The sequence below is a fragment of the Pseudoalteromonas sp. Xi13 genome, from assembly GCF_003952205.1.
Taxonomy (GTDB): Bacteria; Pseudomonadota; Gammaproteobacteria; order Enterobacterales; family Alteromonadaceae; genus Pseudoalteromonas; species Pseudoalteromonas atlantica.
This window is the reverse complement of sequence record NZ_CP034439.1, coordinates 1,675,602-1,691,645: the sequence shown is the minus strand read 5'-3', so window position 1 is coordinate 1,691,645 and position 16,044 is coordinate 1,675,602. Positions and strand designations below refer to the sequence as shown.

11 protein-coding genes are annotated in these 16,044 nt (G+C 46.6%); 1 reads left to right on the top strand and 10 read right to left on the bottom strand.

Annotation, left to right across the window (positions count from 1 at the left end; all coding sequences use genetic code 11):
• The first annotated feature begins 130 nt into the window (after positions 1-130).
• Positions 131-1,315, top strand: a complete 1,185-nt coding sequence (locus EJ103_RS07615; RefSeq protein ID WP_126008741.1) for a heparan-alpha-glucosaminide N-acetyltransferase domain-containing protein — start codon at positions 131-133, stop codon at positions 1,313-1,315.
• Between the two features lie 62 nt (positions 1,316-1,377).
• Here the strand turns inward: EJ103_RS07615 and EJ103_RS07610 are convergent, their stop codons facing one another.
• From EJ103_RS07610 to EJ103_RS07565, 10 genes are all read right to left on the bottom strand, one after another.
• The gene (locus EJ103_RS07610; protein ID WP_064385484.1) at positions 1,378-2,403 is read right to left on the bottom strand and encodes an energy transducer TonB; all 1,026 of its coding nucleotides are present in this window, start codon (positions 2,401-2,403) and stop codon (positions 1,378-1,380) included.
• A gap of 365 nt (positions 2,404-2,768) precedes the next feature.
• A complete protein-coding gene (locus tag EJ103_RS07605) occupies positions 2,769-3,950 on the bottom strand; it encodes a tyrosine-type recombinase/integrase (RefSeq protein WP_126006900.1) in 1,182 nt (393 codons plus the stop codon).
• A 277-nt stretch (positions 3,951-4,227) separates the two neighbouring features.
• Entirely contained in the window at positions 4,228-4,425 is a 198-nt protein-coding gene (locus EJ103_RS07600) for a hypothetical protein (protein ID WP_126006898.1), read from the bottom strand.
• On the bottom strand, positions 4,425-4,778 hold the full coding sequence (locus tag EJ103_RS07595; RefSeq protein ID WP_126006896.1) for a hypothetical protein: 354 nt from the start codon (positions 4,776-4,778) through the stop codon (positions 4,425-4,427). Before EJ103_RS07595 ends, EJ103_RS07600 begins: the two co-directional genes overlap by 1 nt.
• A gap of 87 nt (positions 4,779-4,865) precedes the next feature.
• A complete protein-coding gene (locus EJ103_RS07590; protein ID WP_126006894.1) occupies positions 4,866-5,351 on the bottom strand; it encodes a hypothetical protein in 486 nt (161 codons plus the stop codon).
• A gap of 760 nt (positions 5,352-6,111) precedes the next feature.
• Complete coding sequence (locus EJ103_RS07585; RefSeq protein WP_126006892.1) at positions 6,112-11,505, bottom strand: alanine-zipper protein; 5,394 nt, start codon at positions 11,503-11,505, stop codon at positions 6,112-6,114.
• Between the two features lie 12 nt (positions 11,506-11,517).
• Complete coding sequence (locus EJ103_RS07580; protein ID WP_089347539.1) at positions 11,518-11,895, bottom strand: hypothetical protein; 378 nt, start codon at positions 11,893-11,895, stop codon at positions 11,518-11,520.
• A gap of 12 nt (positions 11,896-11,907) precedes the next feature.
• A complete protein-coding gene (locus EJ103_RS07575) occupies positions 11,908-13,839 on the bottom strand; it encodes a hypothetical protein (protein ID WP_126006890.1) in 1,932 nt (643 codons plus the stop codon).
• Positions 13,836-15,626 (bottom strand): hypothetical protein, encoded by a 1,791-nt coding sequence (locus EJ103_RS07570; protein ID WP_126006888.1) that lies wholly within the window; start codon positions 15,624-15,626, stop codon positions 13,836-13,838. The genes EJ103_RS07575 and EJ103_RS07570 overlap by 4 nt, the downstream gene beginning before the upstream one ends.
• The gene (locus tag EJ103_RS07565; protein ID WP_126006886.1) at positions 15,626-16,000 is read right to left on the bottom strand and encodes a D-Ala-D-Ala carboxypeptidase family metallohydrolase; all 375 of its coding nucleotides are present in this window, start codon (positions 15,998-16,000) and stop codon (positions 15,626-15,628) included. Before EJ103_RS07565 ends, EJ103_RS07570 begins: the two co-directional genes overlap by 1 nt.
• Between the last annotated feature and the right edge of the window lie 44 nt (positions 16,001-16,044).

The following is a 16,044-nucleotide window of genomic DNA, read 5'->3' as shown; positions in this document are numbered from 1 at the left end:
AAATTGTGAGTAACTACTGCAACCTAAATTAATGTAATAAATCAAGGCGCTTAAAAGCGCTCAAGCTCGCATGGCGATACTATATAACATATAATATCGCCAAATTTATACAACGTATTTGAGCTTAATGATGTCGTCTCACTCTACAGCCCCTCGGTTGCATCATATTGATTTATTGCGTGGCATTATCATTATATTTATGGTGATTGACCATGGTATGTATTATTGCCTTAATTACTCAGTAACCGATCCTATGGTGGTTCCGGGTACCAGCCCTGTTACTTTTTTCACCCGCTTTATTTCGCACTTTTGCGCCCCTTTATTTGTTTTTTTAGCAGGCCTTTCAACAGCTGTTACTGAGCATAAATACGCTTCAACTAAGGCATTTTCTTACAATTTAATTGTCCGTGGTTTGGTGCTAATCATTTTTGAATTTACCATTGTTTCCTGGTCATGGAGCTTTAACCCCGCTTTTCCAATGTTATACGCACAGGTCATTTGGGCGATAGGCTGGGGATTTGTCATATTAGGCTTATTACGTTTATTAGGCATTTACGGCGTACTAATAAGTGCTTTATTGTTGGTGTTTGGCCATAACCTATTTGATGGCGTAAGCTTTGAGCCAAATACGCTTGCACATACACTTTGGTCTATTGCACATCAAAAAAATGTACTTGAACTACCTTTGGGCTTAAAAATGAGAACAACTTACCCAGTTGCGCCCATTGTAGGTTTAATGGCTTTAGCCTACTGCGCGGGGGTATATTATAAAAAACACCAGTACAAAGCTCAGGTGATGAATTATGCAGCTATATTAGGTGCAAGCTGCCTTGCTTTATACACTGTGCTGCGCGGTTTTAATTTATACGGCGACACTTCAGTATTTACTATTCATACCAATACTATTAATACTGTTATGTCGTTTTTAAATCCGACTAAATACCCACTCTCATTACAATTTATGTTGCTAACCGTGGGCCTTGGGCTAATTGCGCTTAAACTTTTAAGCCATGTTAAAGCCGACTTTTCTCGCAACTTTTTACAAGTGCTTGGTAAAACCAGTATGTTCTCATACCTTGCACATTTGTATTTATTGCACGCTGTCGCTTGGTTGCTTATTCCTGTTTTAGGGCTTAGTTTTAGCGATATGACTTACGGCGACACATTAGTAGGCCTTCCACCGGGGTACGGTATGAGTTATGGCGCAACTTTGTTATTTATAGCTGTTGTTATAGGCTTAACCACTTTACTTGCAAAACGCTATTTAGACTGGAAGCGCAATAATAAACACACTCTAATTGCTAAATATATATAACAAAAACCCCACATAATAATGTGGGGTTTTTATTTAAGTGTTTATTACCAATAAAATACTTTTTATAAAAAGCTTTCACCAGTTTGTTTTAAAGTAACCGTTTGCGCCTGTGCACTTTTAATTAATAGCCCACAACGAATATCATTTTTTGAAATTAATATTTTATCAATCTCGTTGGTATTATAATCAACGACTTTGTTTTCACAGCGAAGTTGTACTTTAGATAACGGTTTACTCGCACTAAGTTCAACCGTACCTTTAGAAAGTAAAGGTAAAACCGCTTTTTCAGACTCAAGCGTTATTTGCTGATTTATAGCGCCAGAATTTTTATAAATGTCATTCACTTGTGCAAGTAATTGCGCTCTATTTTCCTCGCTAAACGTTATTGATTCAATATCGCCTAATGCATCAATTGCATCGTAAGCACGTACGTAGTCTTGTTTTGAAATAAACCACTGTAAGGCATTTTTAATAACACGTTTTTTTATTTGATCCGGTAAGTTATCTCTAAACAAAAAGGCTTCATAAATAGACTTATCGAAGCTTTTCCAATCTTGCACAAAGTAGCTATGTTGGCTTTTAAGCCAAGCCAGTAAAACTATTTCGACTGTGTTTTTAGTGTGTTCGTTTTCAAGTTCAGTAATATACGTTTTAGCTTCATCGTACTTTTTATCATCAATAAGCTGACTGGCTTTCTCATAATCGTCAAAAAACGCCGGGGATGCCTGATCGTTCGAAAAACTAGCATGTACATTTTGCGAGCTTACCGTAATAGTTTTCGCCGTAGGCACGGCGCTGCCATTTATCTGTGCACTTTTATAATTAAGCTTAGAAACATAATCGAGAACTTCTCGTTGATATTTTTTTTGACCAAGCGAAGCCACAATTTCGATATCACTCACCTGGCCGTTTTCATCAACCACGTAGCTACTTAAATTAATCCCTTCTAACCTTGATGCACGCGGCGAGGTATTAGTAAGTTGGTCGTAATTTTTATTAATAATTTCAGCAGCTACAAAATCATCTGCTGATACTGATAGGTGAGTAAAGGTTGAAGCGAGAGAAAGTGCTAGTAAAAGTTTTTTCATCGATATATCCATCCTAGATTATGTTTCTATTATAAAAACAAAGGTACTCCATAAATGCAAGTTAATCCATAAAAAACACGTCATTTTTTAATCAACTTTATACCAATCCGCTTCATTAAGTGAGCTATTATGAGGCTGGAAAAACGTGTTTGTAGCTAGGAAAAAATTCGCTATTTAATTAATCTAATTGAGAATTTTAACGCTTGTAGCGACATGTTTAGCCGCGCAAAATGATTGAGTATTACGGATTGGTATTATTATGGCTTTTATAATAAAAAATCATAGGCATAAAAAAAGGCGCTTTAAACAGCGCCTTTGGATTCAAGTATGTGTGCTTAAAACATATCTTTTTAGGAGTAGATTCGCTAGATATTTGAAATCATTGAGTTTTTAACAATTTCAATTTTAGTGGGGTCATCAAGGGTCCAAACTGGTTTAGCATCTGGAATGAATTTCCCGTACACCTTACGAATCATTGCGGTATCAGTATGCCCTAAATGGGCTGCCACTGTCGACTCCGGTTCACCAGCTTTTAGCATCCAACTGGCAAAGCTATGTCGAGTTGTGTAAGGCGCAAGATAAGCTAAACCTGCCTTATCAAGTATTCCCTTCCAATGTTTGGTCGTGAACAGTCTTGACGACGTGTAAGGTTTCCCCATGCTCGTCACCCAAGCCCTGTCTGAATCGTGAGTCAGCAATTCTTGTTCTAAGGCCAATCTCGCGGAGGACGGAAGGTATATCTTTCTCGCTCGGCCACTCTTCGGCGATTGTTCTTCGCCGTATTGGGTTAAAGTGCGTTTCACAATTATATAGGGTAGACATATGTCCTCTCTCCTTAATGCTGCTGCCTCCCCTGGCCTCAAACCAGACCAGAAAAGAAATGTAACTAAGCGTTTTCGGCTCTCGCTGGTGCAAGCTTTCACAATTCGCTCTGCTTCTTCAATCGTGAACACCTCATTGGAATCTATACCTTTATGCAGACCTTCAAGCGTTAGCGCTTTTGACTTTGACTCAACGGAATCTAGCATAGGACCAAATCTGTCCTCCTCAAGAACAAGTGCTCTCACGGCACGAGTCACAGCAAAACGTATAAGCCAAAGTCTAAAAGATGCCAACTCTGCCGAGGGTGACTGACTAATAATGCCCTCCCTGAGCTCCATAGCTTCTTTAGGCGTAACGTTAGCCGCATCTATATGGCCATAGTATTCTATGACCCATTCAGCACGAATTGTGTAGGTATTGTGGGTAGAGCCTTTGACCCTACCTTTTTTAGCTTTGATGAAGTGCTCTTGTATAACGGCACCCAGCAATCGCTCATCTTTTTTCAAACTTGGATCATTAGGGAAATACTGCGCCAAATCAAACTGGCCTAAGCTAATATCTCGCCTTATAGCATTTAGCATTTGCTCTGCGGCCTTGATATTTGCCTTGGTCGGTGGTATTCCTAATGATCGTTTCCACTGGTGCTTCTCATTCGGTGGGCGAAAAGCAATACGCAGCTTGTCTCTGTGTATTGTTATACCCTTGGGTAATTCTAAATCACTCATATGGCTATACTCCTGACAGTGATTACCCCCCGCTAATTAGATTAAAGTACGGGGATCTGTGTGTCTACGTTTTTGGCATAAAAAAGCCCCGCCTAGTATTCTAGGCGGGGTTATCATCTTCTTGCGCTACTCGGCTTCTAGCGCTTCTTTGACAATTTTGTGTAGCTTGTCGTCCCACTTAACCTTTGTCTTTTTGACTAGGATTCCTGACAGCGTTAGGAACAGCTTAGTTAGGAACTTGGTGGTTAATAGACGCGCTACGAGAAATGCGAAAAATTTAGGCACTTTCAACCTCACTCGTTTGCTCGACAACAGGCACAGCGTCAATCAATTCGGTTAAGCTCTGTCCTGTAAACCCGACACGCTTTGCGATTGCGCCTAGAACTTCAGACAGCCCACGCTGCTCGTCCTGCGCATCAAGAACACGTGCCTTTAGTTGAATAATCTCAGCTCGCAGTTTTTGTACTTCGTCCATTATTCAACCCCGATCACTTCTGTCTTACAGTGAAGCTCAGCCGCTTCTTCTGCGCTCAGGCCACTGTACTGCTCAGCAGGTAACGAGTAGCTAGCGAAATCCGCATTGTACGTTTCGGTGTCGATAAGGATATACGGCGCTGCACCATTGTTTTTCGATGTTTGCGTCGGCCAGTAGCCAATGCGGTAGTTAAGTGAGAAATTAGCCGTCTCAGCCTCAACGTCACCGCTACCCTCACGAATGTCGTATGCATATGTTTCGCTTTTGTTAGCGGTGAAACCTGAGCGTAGTACTTGAAACACGGCTGCCTCGAACTCAGTACCCTGTGGGTCTGTAAATGCTGCTGTAAACATTTTTAAGCCTCTTATTATTAGTGAGCCACGATTATAACGCGCTACTACTCATTAAAAAAGTAGTATCACTGTTAAAATAAAATATAGCTACGTGCCTACTGCGCGTACCGTAACACTGGCCGTAGTGCTTAGTGTCTTATCTGGGTAGTCCTTGTGCCTAGCGTACATTCTCACTGTGCAAGTCACCCTAAATTCTTCACGTTTTTGTGCTGTAACCGTGACACTCACCGACTTATTCGATGATGACCAAGTGCCTGGGCTGCCAGTATTTGACGATAACTTGGGTTTTACAGCGGGGTTAGTCGTTCCATAGCCACTGCCGAACTGATAGCTCAGTGTGTACCGAAACTCCGCGTTGTCTTTGATGAACTTACTATACCCTAAGTCCCAATCGTCAACTTCACCGCTCCATATGTTCCAGCCTACGCCCACACTTCTTGTGCCATAAGAAGTACTCAGCTGACGGAAAGGTTTCTCGGATGGGTGGAAAGCAATAAAAAACGCTGTAGCCGAGCCCCTAAAGTCTGTGATTCTCAGGGTTCCCGATGTAGGTATGCCAGAATTAGCCGCCATATCAGGGACATTACGCCCCTTCCTGAAATAGTCCCTAAGATTGCTGCCGCCCCCGAAGAAGTTTTTAATATTAAGTAGAGATATATTACCCGATGTGTGTCCAAGGCTTATAGCATGATGGCTAGCAGGAACAAGCTCTCGGTCGGTGCTTAAGCTGACAGAGTAAGTACGACTACCTATTCGAACCGTTACTGTCTTGGTTGCCAAAGCTTCGGTGGGCGCTCTGTATGCAATCTGGAAGTCACGCCGATAAACCGAGTTCATGAACAAATCCGTCACCCAATTACCCTCGAAGTCGCCGTCTATGAGCCTAAAACGCACTTCGGGGTTATCGCTGCGCAAGTGCACCACTGTCCGACCCTCTGTCGCAAGCCTATACGTTTGGCTCACAACGAATTCATTTGCGTTAAGCCCTGAGTAAGAAGTATCTATAGTGCTTGGCGACATCCAATAGGGGTTAGGTTTATCTATTGACGAGACGACCTGTATTGTGAAACTCCGTGTCGACTTGTTCGACGGGTCATACACCTCTAGCTGGTCAGTGCTAATGGGGGCGTTACTTTTGATCTGATACGTCTTAGGCGCACCATTCTCCACTACGGCCGTGGACGTGCTTGTCCAATAGCTGCTAGAAAACCCACGAACATGCAGCGCCGTTAGGGCGCTAATATTCGCAAACCTGACGTAAGTGCCGCGCTCAACGTAGATGGTGTAAGGGACGTCGTTCAGACGCCCTCTATCAATCTCAATTTCAATGGTATCAGCCATTGTTAACCTCCTTTAGATCCTCTATCGCCGTTAAGGCCGTACCGAGCTGCTTTTTGAGCTCCTTTACGGCCTCAACGAGAAGACCAATCACACCATTATGTGCGACCTGCAATCGCCCCTCTGTCTCCGTCACTGCCTCTGGTAGCACTTCCTGCACTTCCTGCGCAATGATACCCGCAGACGGTTTATCTTCTAGGTCATTACGAGTGTACGTGTTACCTGTCAACTTGCAGACTTTCTCTAGGGCGTCAGGGATAACTTTGATGTTGTCCTTAACACGTCTGTCAGAAGTCGCTACGAAGTCAGGTGCATACATCTTACCGCTCGCTGTGCAGTTACCTTTATAATCCATGCGGAAATAGCCATCAGTACCATTGCTAGTCCGCGAATTGGTGTACGAAAAGAAACCGAAATAACGGTTGCCCAACCCGCCTACTGACCATGTATAGCTAGCGTGCCTCTGTCTTATCGCGGCAGCATACGAGTCCGTTTTTACCGCGTCAGAGTTGTAGACAGCCACTTGGGTACTGTCACGCTGAGAGATCCATGAGCTACCGTTGTTATCCCTACGGAATCCTTGGTTGGCATGGACTCCACCTGTGGTGCGGATAGACGATGTGCTGCCATTAGTGATGTACAGCATTTTATTGCCGTATGCGCGTATCCAGTTAGTGTCCGTCATGCGCCAGCCACCACCGTAGGAACTAAAGTAGATACCTTGATCACCTTTAGTGCGCACCCAAGTATCGCTACCATTTAGTATGGTATGGCCGTCCTGTTTCAGCCCTCCTTGGGCGTCCACAGCGCCTGAGAACTTAACAGTTTGACCACTTACGTCCACGTTCACGTAATCAGAACCATCGTACCAAGCATGTTTGAATGCCCTTGTCCCTCCCGATGTAGTTTGGCCGTACCAATGCGCTCTACCTTCGTCCCCCTCGTCCCGTGTGTCTACTCGCTGATTAGCGCCATTGCTAGAAAATATACGTATGATGTTTCTAACGTACATAGACCCAAGGAACACAATAGATGAATTAAAGGTTGTGGTGCTGTACAGGGTTGTTGAACCGTCCTGCTTTGCGCTAAATATACTCTTAGGTGCGCCCTGATTAGTCGACTGTATGAGTAGCGCATTATCGTTTCCGCCCTTAGAGCCTTGGTACACGAAGTAGAACCCGTAGTCACCTATGGAGTTACCTATGTACATGCTAACGTCGGCGCTATTTTGCTTAGTAGAACCGCCAAGCGTAAGAACCGTACCTGTTGCGTCTATTTTTTGCCCTGTGGTGAACACGTTTGCGCTAGACTTTTTAGCAACCGAGCCTGTGTTGCCGTTATGCCAAACACGATTGCCGTTAACGTCCAAGTCCTTATTGAAGTAGAAACTTGGGCGGTCTGTGTAGATATGCGCATACGACTCGTTTGCGGGGCCGAAATCGATATAACCATATTGGTTGATTGAACGTATACCTCCCCACGTGTTAGCCCCTAGCCCAGTATGACCATGATTACTACGCGAGAATGAGGAGGCGTGAAGGCCATCTAGCTTATCAGCATTACTCGCGTTGACTGCGGTAGCCGTCTTACCAAGATATTTAGACGACAATGTTGTACCGCCTTCAGTGATACTAGGCGCAGACACGTTGTGGTTAAACACAGCTTCCCCTGTTCTATTCAGTTGGAAAGCTATAGAACCACCATCATATCTAAACCCTAGTACACCGTTTTGGTGGTCAAACTGCCAGTAGTGATCGCTGTAAGTAGTATCTACAAGATTTAACTGAACATTAGTGTGCCTAATACTCAGCGGCCCCTCAATTGCCCCCCCTTGGTCACTCCGCAGGAACTGACTTGAGTTAAGTCCATCTAGCTTATCAGCATTACTCGCGTTGACTGCTCTAGCGCTCTTACCTAAGTACTTAGATGACAACGCTACGCCATTCTCGTAGAAGTTAACCGAGTGCATTTCTTTGAACTTCCATGCGCTCGTCCCCAGCCTACTATTGCCATTGCTGTAGGGCAGCAATCCACCGCTTGACGTTGGCACTCGCAGCCAAGCATTAGAACTCGCAGGATTGTTCCCAGCCAGCATGCGGGGGTAATCAGAATCGCCCGACGTATCAAGCGCAACAAAACTAGGCTGATCTTTAACCTCAGACCACCGAACATCAGTTATGAAGCCACCGCTAGATACCGTAGGCTCCGAGACAGAGATTGAGAATTTAAGTTTGTCCGCATAGTTATACGTTGACGTACTAGCTGGGCTAAAGCTCATGTTGGTAATGATGAACTCATAGGTGTACTGATTGCCCTTCGTTGGCGCAGGTAGAATAACCTCGTCCTCGAAGTTGAACGATGTTCGATATATTCTAAACCCTTCATCTTCTTCTGAGTACGAAATAGTCGACGCTAGCCTTATCTTGGCCGTGCCCGAGCTAAAGTTGTGCGCCGCGCCGTTTACCTTCATTTCTAGGTCGAATCGCACGTCCTTGCGGTTTGACGCATTCGGACCTACCACGCTAATAGTCATCTTTTGCGCGCTACCACCGGACTTCAACGCAGGCACGGTGATTTTCTTGCCTTGGCCTATACCAGTTGACGACACCGACTTAGTACCGCCCAAGACCTCAGCATCAGGGTTAACTCGAACAATACCGTCTGAAAACGCCGGGTCAATCATATGCTCACGAACCGAACCCGCTGGTAGAGACAGATTATCTGTTAGTAGCGTTAGGCCATCAACAGCTAAGCTACCACTGTCAATCGTTTCCGCTGACAAACGTTGGATAGTCGCTTCGTCCAAGTACATGTAGTTTCTATCTTCTGAGAAGTAGAAAGGGAACTTACGCTTATTAAGCTCCGAGCTACCGTTCCAGTTAGGCGGTACTATCGCTATTTCGTCGGCTTGGAAGTACAGCTTGCCGCCTGCCTCCGCGCCGCTGCCATTGGCTAGAAGGTGGACACCCGAAACCTTACCGTTAGCGTCGGCCTTGATCACACGTTCAGCCTTTAGCTCACCTGTTTGTTGGTCAACATAGGCTTTAGACTCATCAGTGACAGCAGCTAGCGCACCACTATGGCTACTACGACTGTAAACAATGTCGCTAATATATACCGGTGGCATAGTACCGCTACCACCAAGTTGCAAGAACGGAGCTAGACCATTGTAGCCACTGGCTGTATGCGTGTACGTTCCTTCTACGTATACCCACTTACCTGAGCGGTCAGACGTGCGGATAATCGTAGGCCAACTTGACTGCTCCACGCCGTCAAGAACTTGCCTAAAACCAATGTTAAACGAAACATTAGTGTCCGTAGTATATACCCATGCTGATATATACACCTTGTCTCCGACACTTATCGGGAACTTAGCGTTGTAGTCGTAGCAATCACGAGACGTAAGTTTTAGGACGTACGGGCGACCCGACAATGTAGGGATACCAACGGCCTGCGTTGAAACAACACTACCAGAAGTCCAACCACCACGGCTTAGGTTAGAGCCGAACACGCCACGGGTTACAAGGTTCGCACGGCTAAAGCTAACCTCATCGACTTTTGTTGCCATTGTCTCCGTTGTGCTTTCAAGGGTGCTGACACGCGACGTAACCGCAGTAACTTTGCTGTAAGCCGAATCAGCTTTAGCCTGTGCAGCATTTGCTTTGCTCACCCCACTATTCGCGGTGTTTTGCGCGTTGTTAGCCTTAGTAGTTGCAGAGTTCGCCGTAGACTGCGCTACATTTGCTTTATTAACACCGCTACTAGCTGTGGTTTCTACTGTACTTAGGCGTGACGCATGGCCTTCGCTAGTTTCTTCTAGTGTAGAGACACGGTTAGTGACAGACGTGATCTTCGTATTGGCCTCGTTTGCAGACGACTGCGCTGCGTCCGCCTTGCTAACGCCGCTGTTTGCAGTGCTCTGTGCATTATTGGCCTTAGTGACCGCTGACGTCGCTTTAGTTTCAACATTCGTTAAACGTGACGCATGTCCTTCGCTAGTTTCTTCTAAAGTAGAGACACGGTTAGTTACCGCTGTAACCTTTGTATTCGCGCTGTCCGCCGAGTCCTGAGCATTATCCGCCGAAGTTTGCGCAGCATTCGCTTTTGATACACCACTATTTGCTGTACTTTGCGCTGCATCTGCTTTTGATACAGCAGTCGTGGCCTTCGTCTCAACATTATTTAAACGTGACGCATGGCCTTCGCTTGTTTCTTCCAGCGTAGAAACACGGTTAGCTACTTCGCTAACGCTTTCATTCGCCACATCAGCAGACGCTTGGGCGGCGTTAGCTTTATTAACACCCGTTGTAGCTTTGGTTTCAACGTTTGTTAAGCGCGTCGCATGACCTTCGCTCGTCTGCTCTAACGTAGATACCTTAGACTCGGTATCGTCCGCTTTCGTTTCAACGTTCGTAAGCCGAGTAGCGTGAGTTCGCGTCGTCTCCTCAAGAGCAGCCGCACGGTTCTGAGCATTGGTAGACCTCGTTTCTACAGTAGATAGCCTTGAAGCATGGCTTGACGACGTAGACTCAAGTGACGCTATCTTAGAATCCGCTTCTTCACCTCGTGCTTCAAGTGTTCGGATCAAGCTAGCATTCTCAGCATCGGCTTCTTCCAGCGTTTTAATAGAAGCGAACGATTCACCGTCCCAAACACCAAGACTAGACAAGCGTGTAGCCTGTTCGTCCGACGTTGACTCTAACGAAGCTACACGTGAACGAGTGCTGCCATCATTAGTCTCAAGCACAGCGATTTTTTGCGCTTGTTCATCAGTAGTATTTTCAAGCTGCGTGATAGACGAACCTTGCTCACCACTTAGGCTAACTAGATTTAGCAGGTCATTCTCGACCTCGCCAATAGACTCATTTAACGAATCCACTGAGCTTGAGAAGTCTACTTGTGCGGTTTGGAGGGCTTGGCTGAGCGCCACATCAGCAGCTTTTAAGCGAGAATCAGCGTCCGCCAAAGCTTGCTCGACTGTAGACAGGCCATCATTAACATTAAATAACGAACTATTGTACCCGTCCTGTTTCTCTAGTATTTCTGCTAAGACTTCGGGGTCTACGTCTTTACCGTCTGCACCTTTGATTAGAGACCAATCATAAAGCGACGGGTCTGATAGGTCAGGTTCTTCCGTTCGTTGACCTACAGCAAAGCCTATGTATTCTTTGCCTTCTGGGGAAAGGCTAATACCATTGCCGAGTGCATCATCAGCGTATGCCTTCCAGACATGGTAGGCTGGACCTTGAGCCTCAGCAGCTAGGTCTATCAGGTGCCAAGCACCGTCTAACCTCGCATACAACGCGATGTGGTCGTTCCACACCCCGTTTTGTTTTATTTTTATTGACGAGACTCGTTGCCAAGTCCCGTTTATTTTTATAGCCGACATTGCGGTTTTCCATTAGGGGGCTGCGACAATCCAAATGTCACCATCTTTACCCTGCCCCGCGCTAGGGGCTGTAGTAGAGACAGTAACGCGATTACCTAGCTTCTCTAATGTATCACTGACTTGCGCTGCAAGTCGTGTGTTTGTGGTTGCTGAAACACTGCGCATAATACCATATAGCACGTTGCTTTTTGTAGCTAAGTTATATGGTTTATCAATGCGAATTGTCGAGTCATCAATAACCTCCATTACCTCATAAACACGGGTATCAAGGACGAACATATCACCCTCAGAAGGCTTGTTTGCAGCCGACGCCCAATATGTGCCGATACCCTCAATAATATCGCTATCTTTGGTTAGGTTAACAACACCTGTTCTGTACCATTTACTCATAAAATTTTACCTCTAGTAGTGAAGGCCGGACACGTCCTTAAACGTGCTACCCGTCTTAAATACGTCCGCAACAATCGCTGATTGCTGCACTAAAATGTGATCGTTTACGTCTGGCCTAAGCTCCACGGCAAACGTATGCTCCGCAGTGCCTTTAGGGATATGGCAGCCCAATTGCACTGTCACTGAGCCCTCTTCCTCAACATTGTGCGAATGGAACTTCTGGACAACTGAGCCGTCGAGCCGTAGATAAACGTCAAAGTTACTCGTAGAGCCACCGCCGCCTTGGTGGTCTAGCGCTATGCCACTGACAACAAGCACGCGTTCTTCGGTTGCGCCTAAAAGACCTGGGGCGATTGTTCCCTCGATTAAAACAAACACCTCGCTCGGTCCAACTTCAATCTCACGGTCAACAACAATTACCGTACGGTCAACAATGTCGCCCTCGATGTTCTGCGCGTATAGCGTGCCCTCTATCTTGCAAGACTCATCAATACGCACATTTTCAAGGTATCCGCTTTTGGCCGCTAAGTTACCCTCGAAAAACCCGTCGCGTGTTCGCATGATCCCATCTTGGCTAACAGAGAAGTTGTCACCAATCGTCAACGTAGCCCCATCAATCGAACCACCCGTAATGCTGGGCGACGAGAACGAAAGGCCGACCTTTACGCGCTCTGCAACGATGTTTGAAGCAAGAAGGCTGTATATCTCTGCGTCTTGGATGAACGCCTTGTCGATAACCGTCTTGCCATCTTTGACGATGAACGGGAACACGTTTTCATTACCGCCCGTTACCGCAAAGGTCTGCGAATCAACAACAAAACTTGTCTTAGTGCCATCATTGAGGAAGCCCACGCCACCTTGTAGGCCAGCAACATTTGTTTTCACACCCCATTGTGCTTCATAAGCTCCGCTTTGCGACGCTGTAGTGCTCGCCAATTGCTGTAGGCTTACGTTTGTGCCGTTGTAGTCAACAGTGAAGTTTCTAATCGCCTGTGCGATAGCACCCTCCGAGCTACTTAGCACCGTATCGAACTCACTGATTTTTGAGTCGACTATGTTGCCAAGGTCATTCTCCCACTTAGACTCAAGCTCTTGGATACGCAGTACATAAGCCTCGTCAGCGTTTACCGCTGCATGAATGCCGCCCGACAAACGCGCGTAATTCTTTGCGAACTGCTGTTGGATGCTCTCTGTCTGCGTGTGTTTAGACAGCGCCTCGCTCATGGCTTGTTCGGCAAGCATATCGCTAAGTGAAGCGCTCCCGTTGATCAAATCTGCAAGACCTGAATCACCTAAACCACTGCCTTGCAACGTTCGGTTGATCGTGTCCATTATGCTTAGGTCGCTGCGCAGCCACTTGAAGTTATTGCTATCCGCAATCTCTTCACTGAACTTGACCAACACTTGCTCTGGGCTTTCTGACGTACTCGCCCGTGTACCTTCTGGCGAGCTTACGTCACCCGCTTGGTAATCACGGTTTAAGTGCCTAGCCCAATAAACAAAAGACCTAGCAGGCTCAGCCAAATCTGAAAAGAATCCAGTTGCCGACGCGCCAACGTACTCAGCCTCACTGAATACAGGCGTGGCCGTTGGGTCATCCGTTACGTCAACACGGTATATTTCGGTGGCCGCGTACCAATCGGCTTTTGGCCTATCCCACTCAAGACCCACCATATTGAACATACCGAACGCCGCGAAGTTTGTCGGCTTCGTCGGCATAGGGTCATTAAACGCCGTAACAACGCCTGTAGCCGACTTTGTAGCGATAGACGATAAATCATCAGTCCCTATCGACTTTTTTAAGTCTCTGAACGTAACAGCTCGGTCTAGCGCGTTACCACGGCCCATACCCGCTTGCACTTGGACAGTCTCACGCAGCGAGTTAAGGAACTGCGAAACAGAGCGGGATACGTCTTTAGGTACAGGTGGTAAAGCTCGACTCATACAAGCTCCTCCGGTGATTGCGCAAGCTGAATGTCGCGAACCTCTAACTTGGCCGCTTGGCTAATCGGCTCAACGACTGTACGCCAACGAAAAGCACGGCTATTGAACGGCAAGTAGAAGAACGAAGGGCTTTCAACAAGCTTTGTGTAGCCAACCGTTTCACCTGTTGAGGCATGGTCATATTCCACACGAACTTTAACGGGGTAAGTGTTAGCACGCACCTTAGCGATATTGAAGCAAACAGGGTCATTGAACAGATATGTTTTTGACTCCCAGCCTAACTCCATGAACCCGTCCTCTGACGAATCGAAAAGCATCAACTCGCGGGTATCACTGTCAACGTAAGCTAGGTCATTCGTCTCTTCTAACTCAACAAACGACTCAGCTCTTAGGTCAACCGTTCTGATGCCTGCATTTGGGTCTAACGCATCAAACACGAGCGTTTTATCCACCGTAGGGCAACGAACAAAGACTTTATTGTCATAGTTACCAAGTATCATCGTGCTAGGGTCAAGCTTGCGCCACGCATCATTGTCAATGAAACCGGTGCTCACGTTAGCTATTGAATAGCCCTCGATACGGTGTAGCCCCGTTTCGCTGGTGAAGTAGACAGCGCCCGCAACTTCGGTCGACCCCTGCGGACTTGAGCAGGGAACTGGGTCTGCCAGCCTCGCTGCGTCCATCGACTCAGGGTGAACACCTTGCACCACGTAAGGTACGCCAGTTGTCAGCACAACAAGGTTTGAACCCGAAGTCTCAATCGTCACAATGTCCTCTTGGAACACCTTGTAGTATTTGACAGGCCACGCGTAGAACGCATCTGGTTCAGCAAAGCACAAGATTCGTTTGTTGTGGCCTACGAGAATATCTGAACCCATAACAACGACCTTTTGCATCGGTCCATTCGGGTAAAGTTCCGCATTCAAGTCTGGTGCGCCAACCCAATCCTCGTTGATAGGCGAGTCCAACAAGTCACCGCTGTATGTGGTGTCTGTGTATGTGCTCTGCGTCGCTGGTATCTCTGCAACGAACTGGTATACAGCCGTACCCGAGCTAGCTAAGTTGGTTCTGAATACACGGATTTTGGCATCTGTCCCACGCAACGGGTCAGTTAGCAACAGCGTATCTGGCGGTGTTGGGAAAGTAAGCGTAACCGCAGTCGTATTGACGTACTCCCATTCACGGATTTTCACTATATCCGTAGGGTCGGCCAACGCGCTTAAACGCCCCCAAGCATCAACATAGCAGTACGAGTACGCAACTTCTGAGTAGTCATACTCACTGTCCTCTGGGTCTTGGGACGGCTTTAGGCCAACGATGCCGTCACCATCAGTGTCACCCGTTGAGTCTACGCCTTCCTCTTGTGGCTCGTAGTACCAATGTTCCGCGTCACCGGTGATCACAGAATCTATTTTCTCTGGCACAGGCACATTAAGCGGGTACGTTACCGCAGGATAAGGACCGACTCCCTCCTCCGCGTTCAGGTTGTAAACCACTCTAGGCTCGCTATTTGCCGACGCGAACAGTGCGTAATCGTACGCATCATTCTTGAGCGGTGCATTAACCGCGTAGGTGATCTCAGGCCACGTAAACCATTGGTCGCGGTACTTGTGCATAGACTTCGTGTCGCTACGGCCAAAGCTGCCCAACGACGTAGGGAGCGCCCACGGTTCAAGAATGCCTCTTTCTGACTTGGTGTTATTCGACACCACAGAGTAACCATCTGGTAGTTGTTCCTCGTCAAACTTAGGCGCAGTGCCTAGAAAAGCATTAAACAAGATTTTCATTAATGGTACGTCCAACTAACAGGTTCACTCGACACGCGCCAGTCGATATGCAGGAACGAGTTGGCAAAGCCGAAGCCTTTAGCCCCAAGCTTTAGAGCAAGCTCGACAATCTGCATTCGTTTTACGCCCCACGGCACACGAATATCAAAAGCGACACCTTTGAAGTGTTGACCAGGACTCGCCTTTTTTGCCTCTTCTGGGTGTCTTGCGCAACGGTACGCACTACTTAGGCCAAGTGGTCCAACTTCATCACGTATTCTCTGCAACATGCGCAAAGCAAACGGATCACATTCATTTGGCACCTCACCCTTACAAAAGTCACATTTACAGCGTAGCTCCGAAGGCTTGAAGTTTTTTGTTCTTGGTTCTGCCATGAAAAAGCCCCATAAATATTAGTATTACTTATGTGGCATTATAA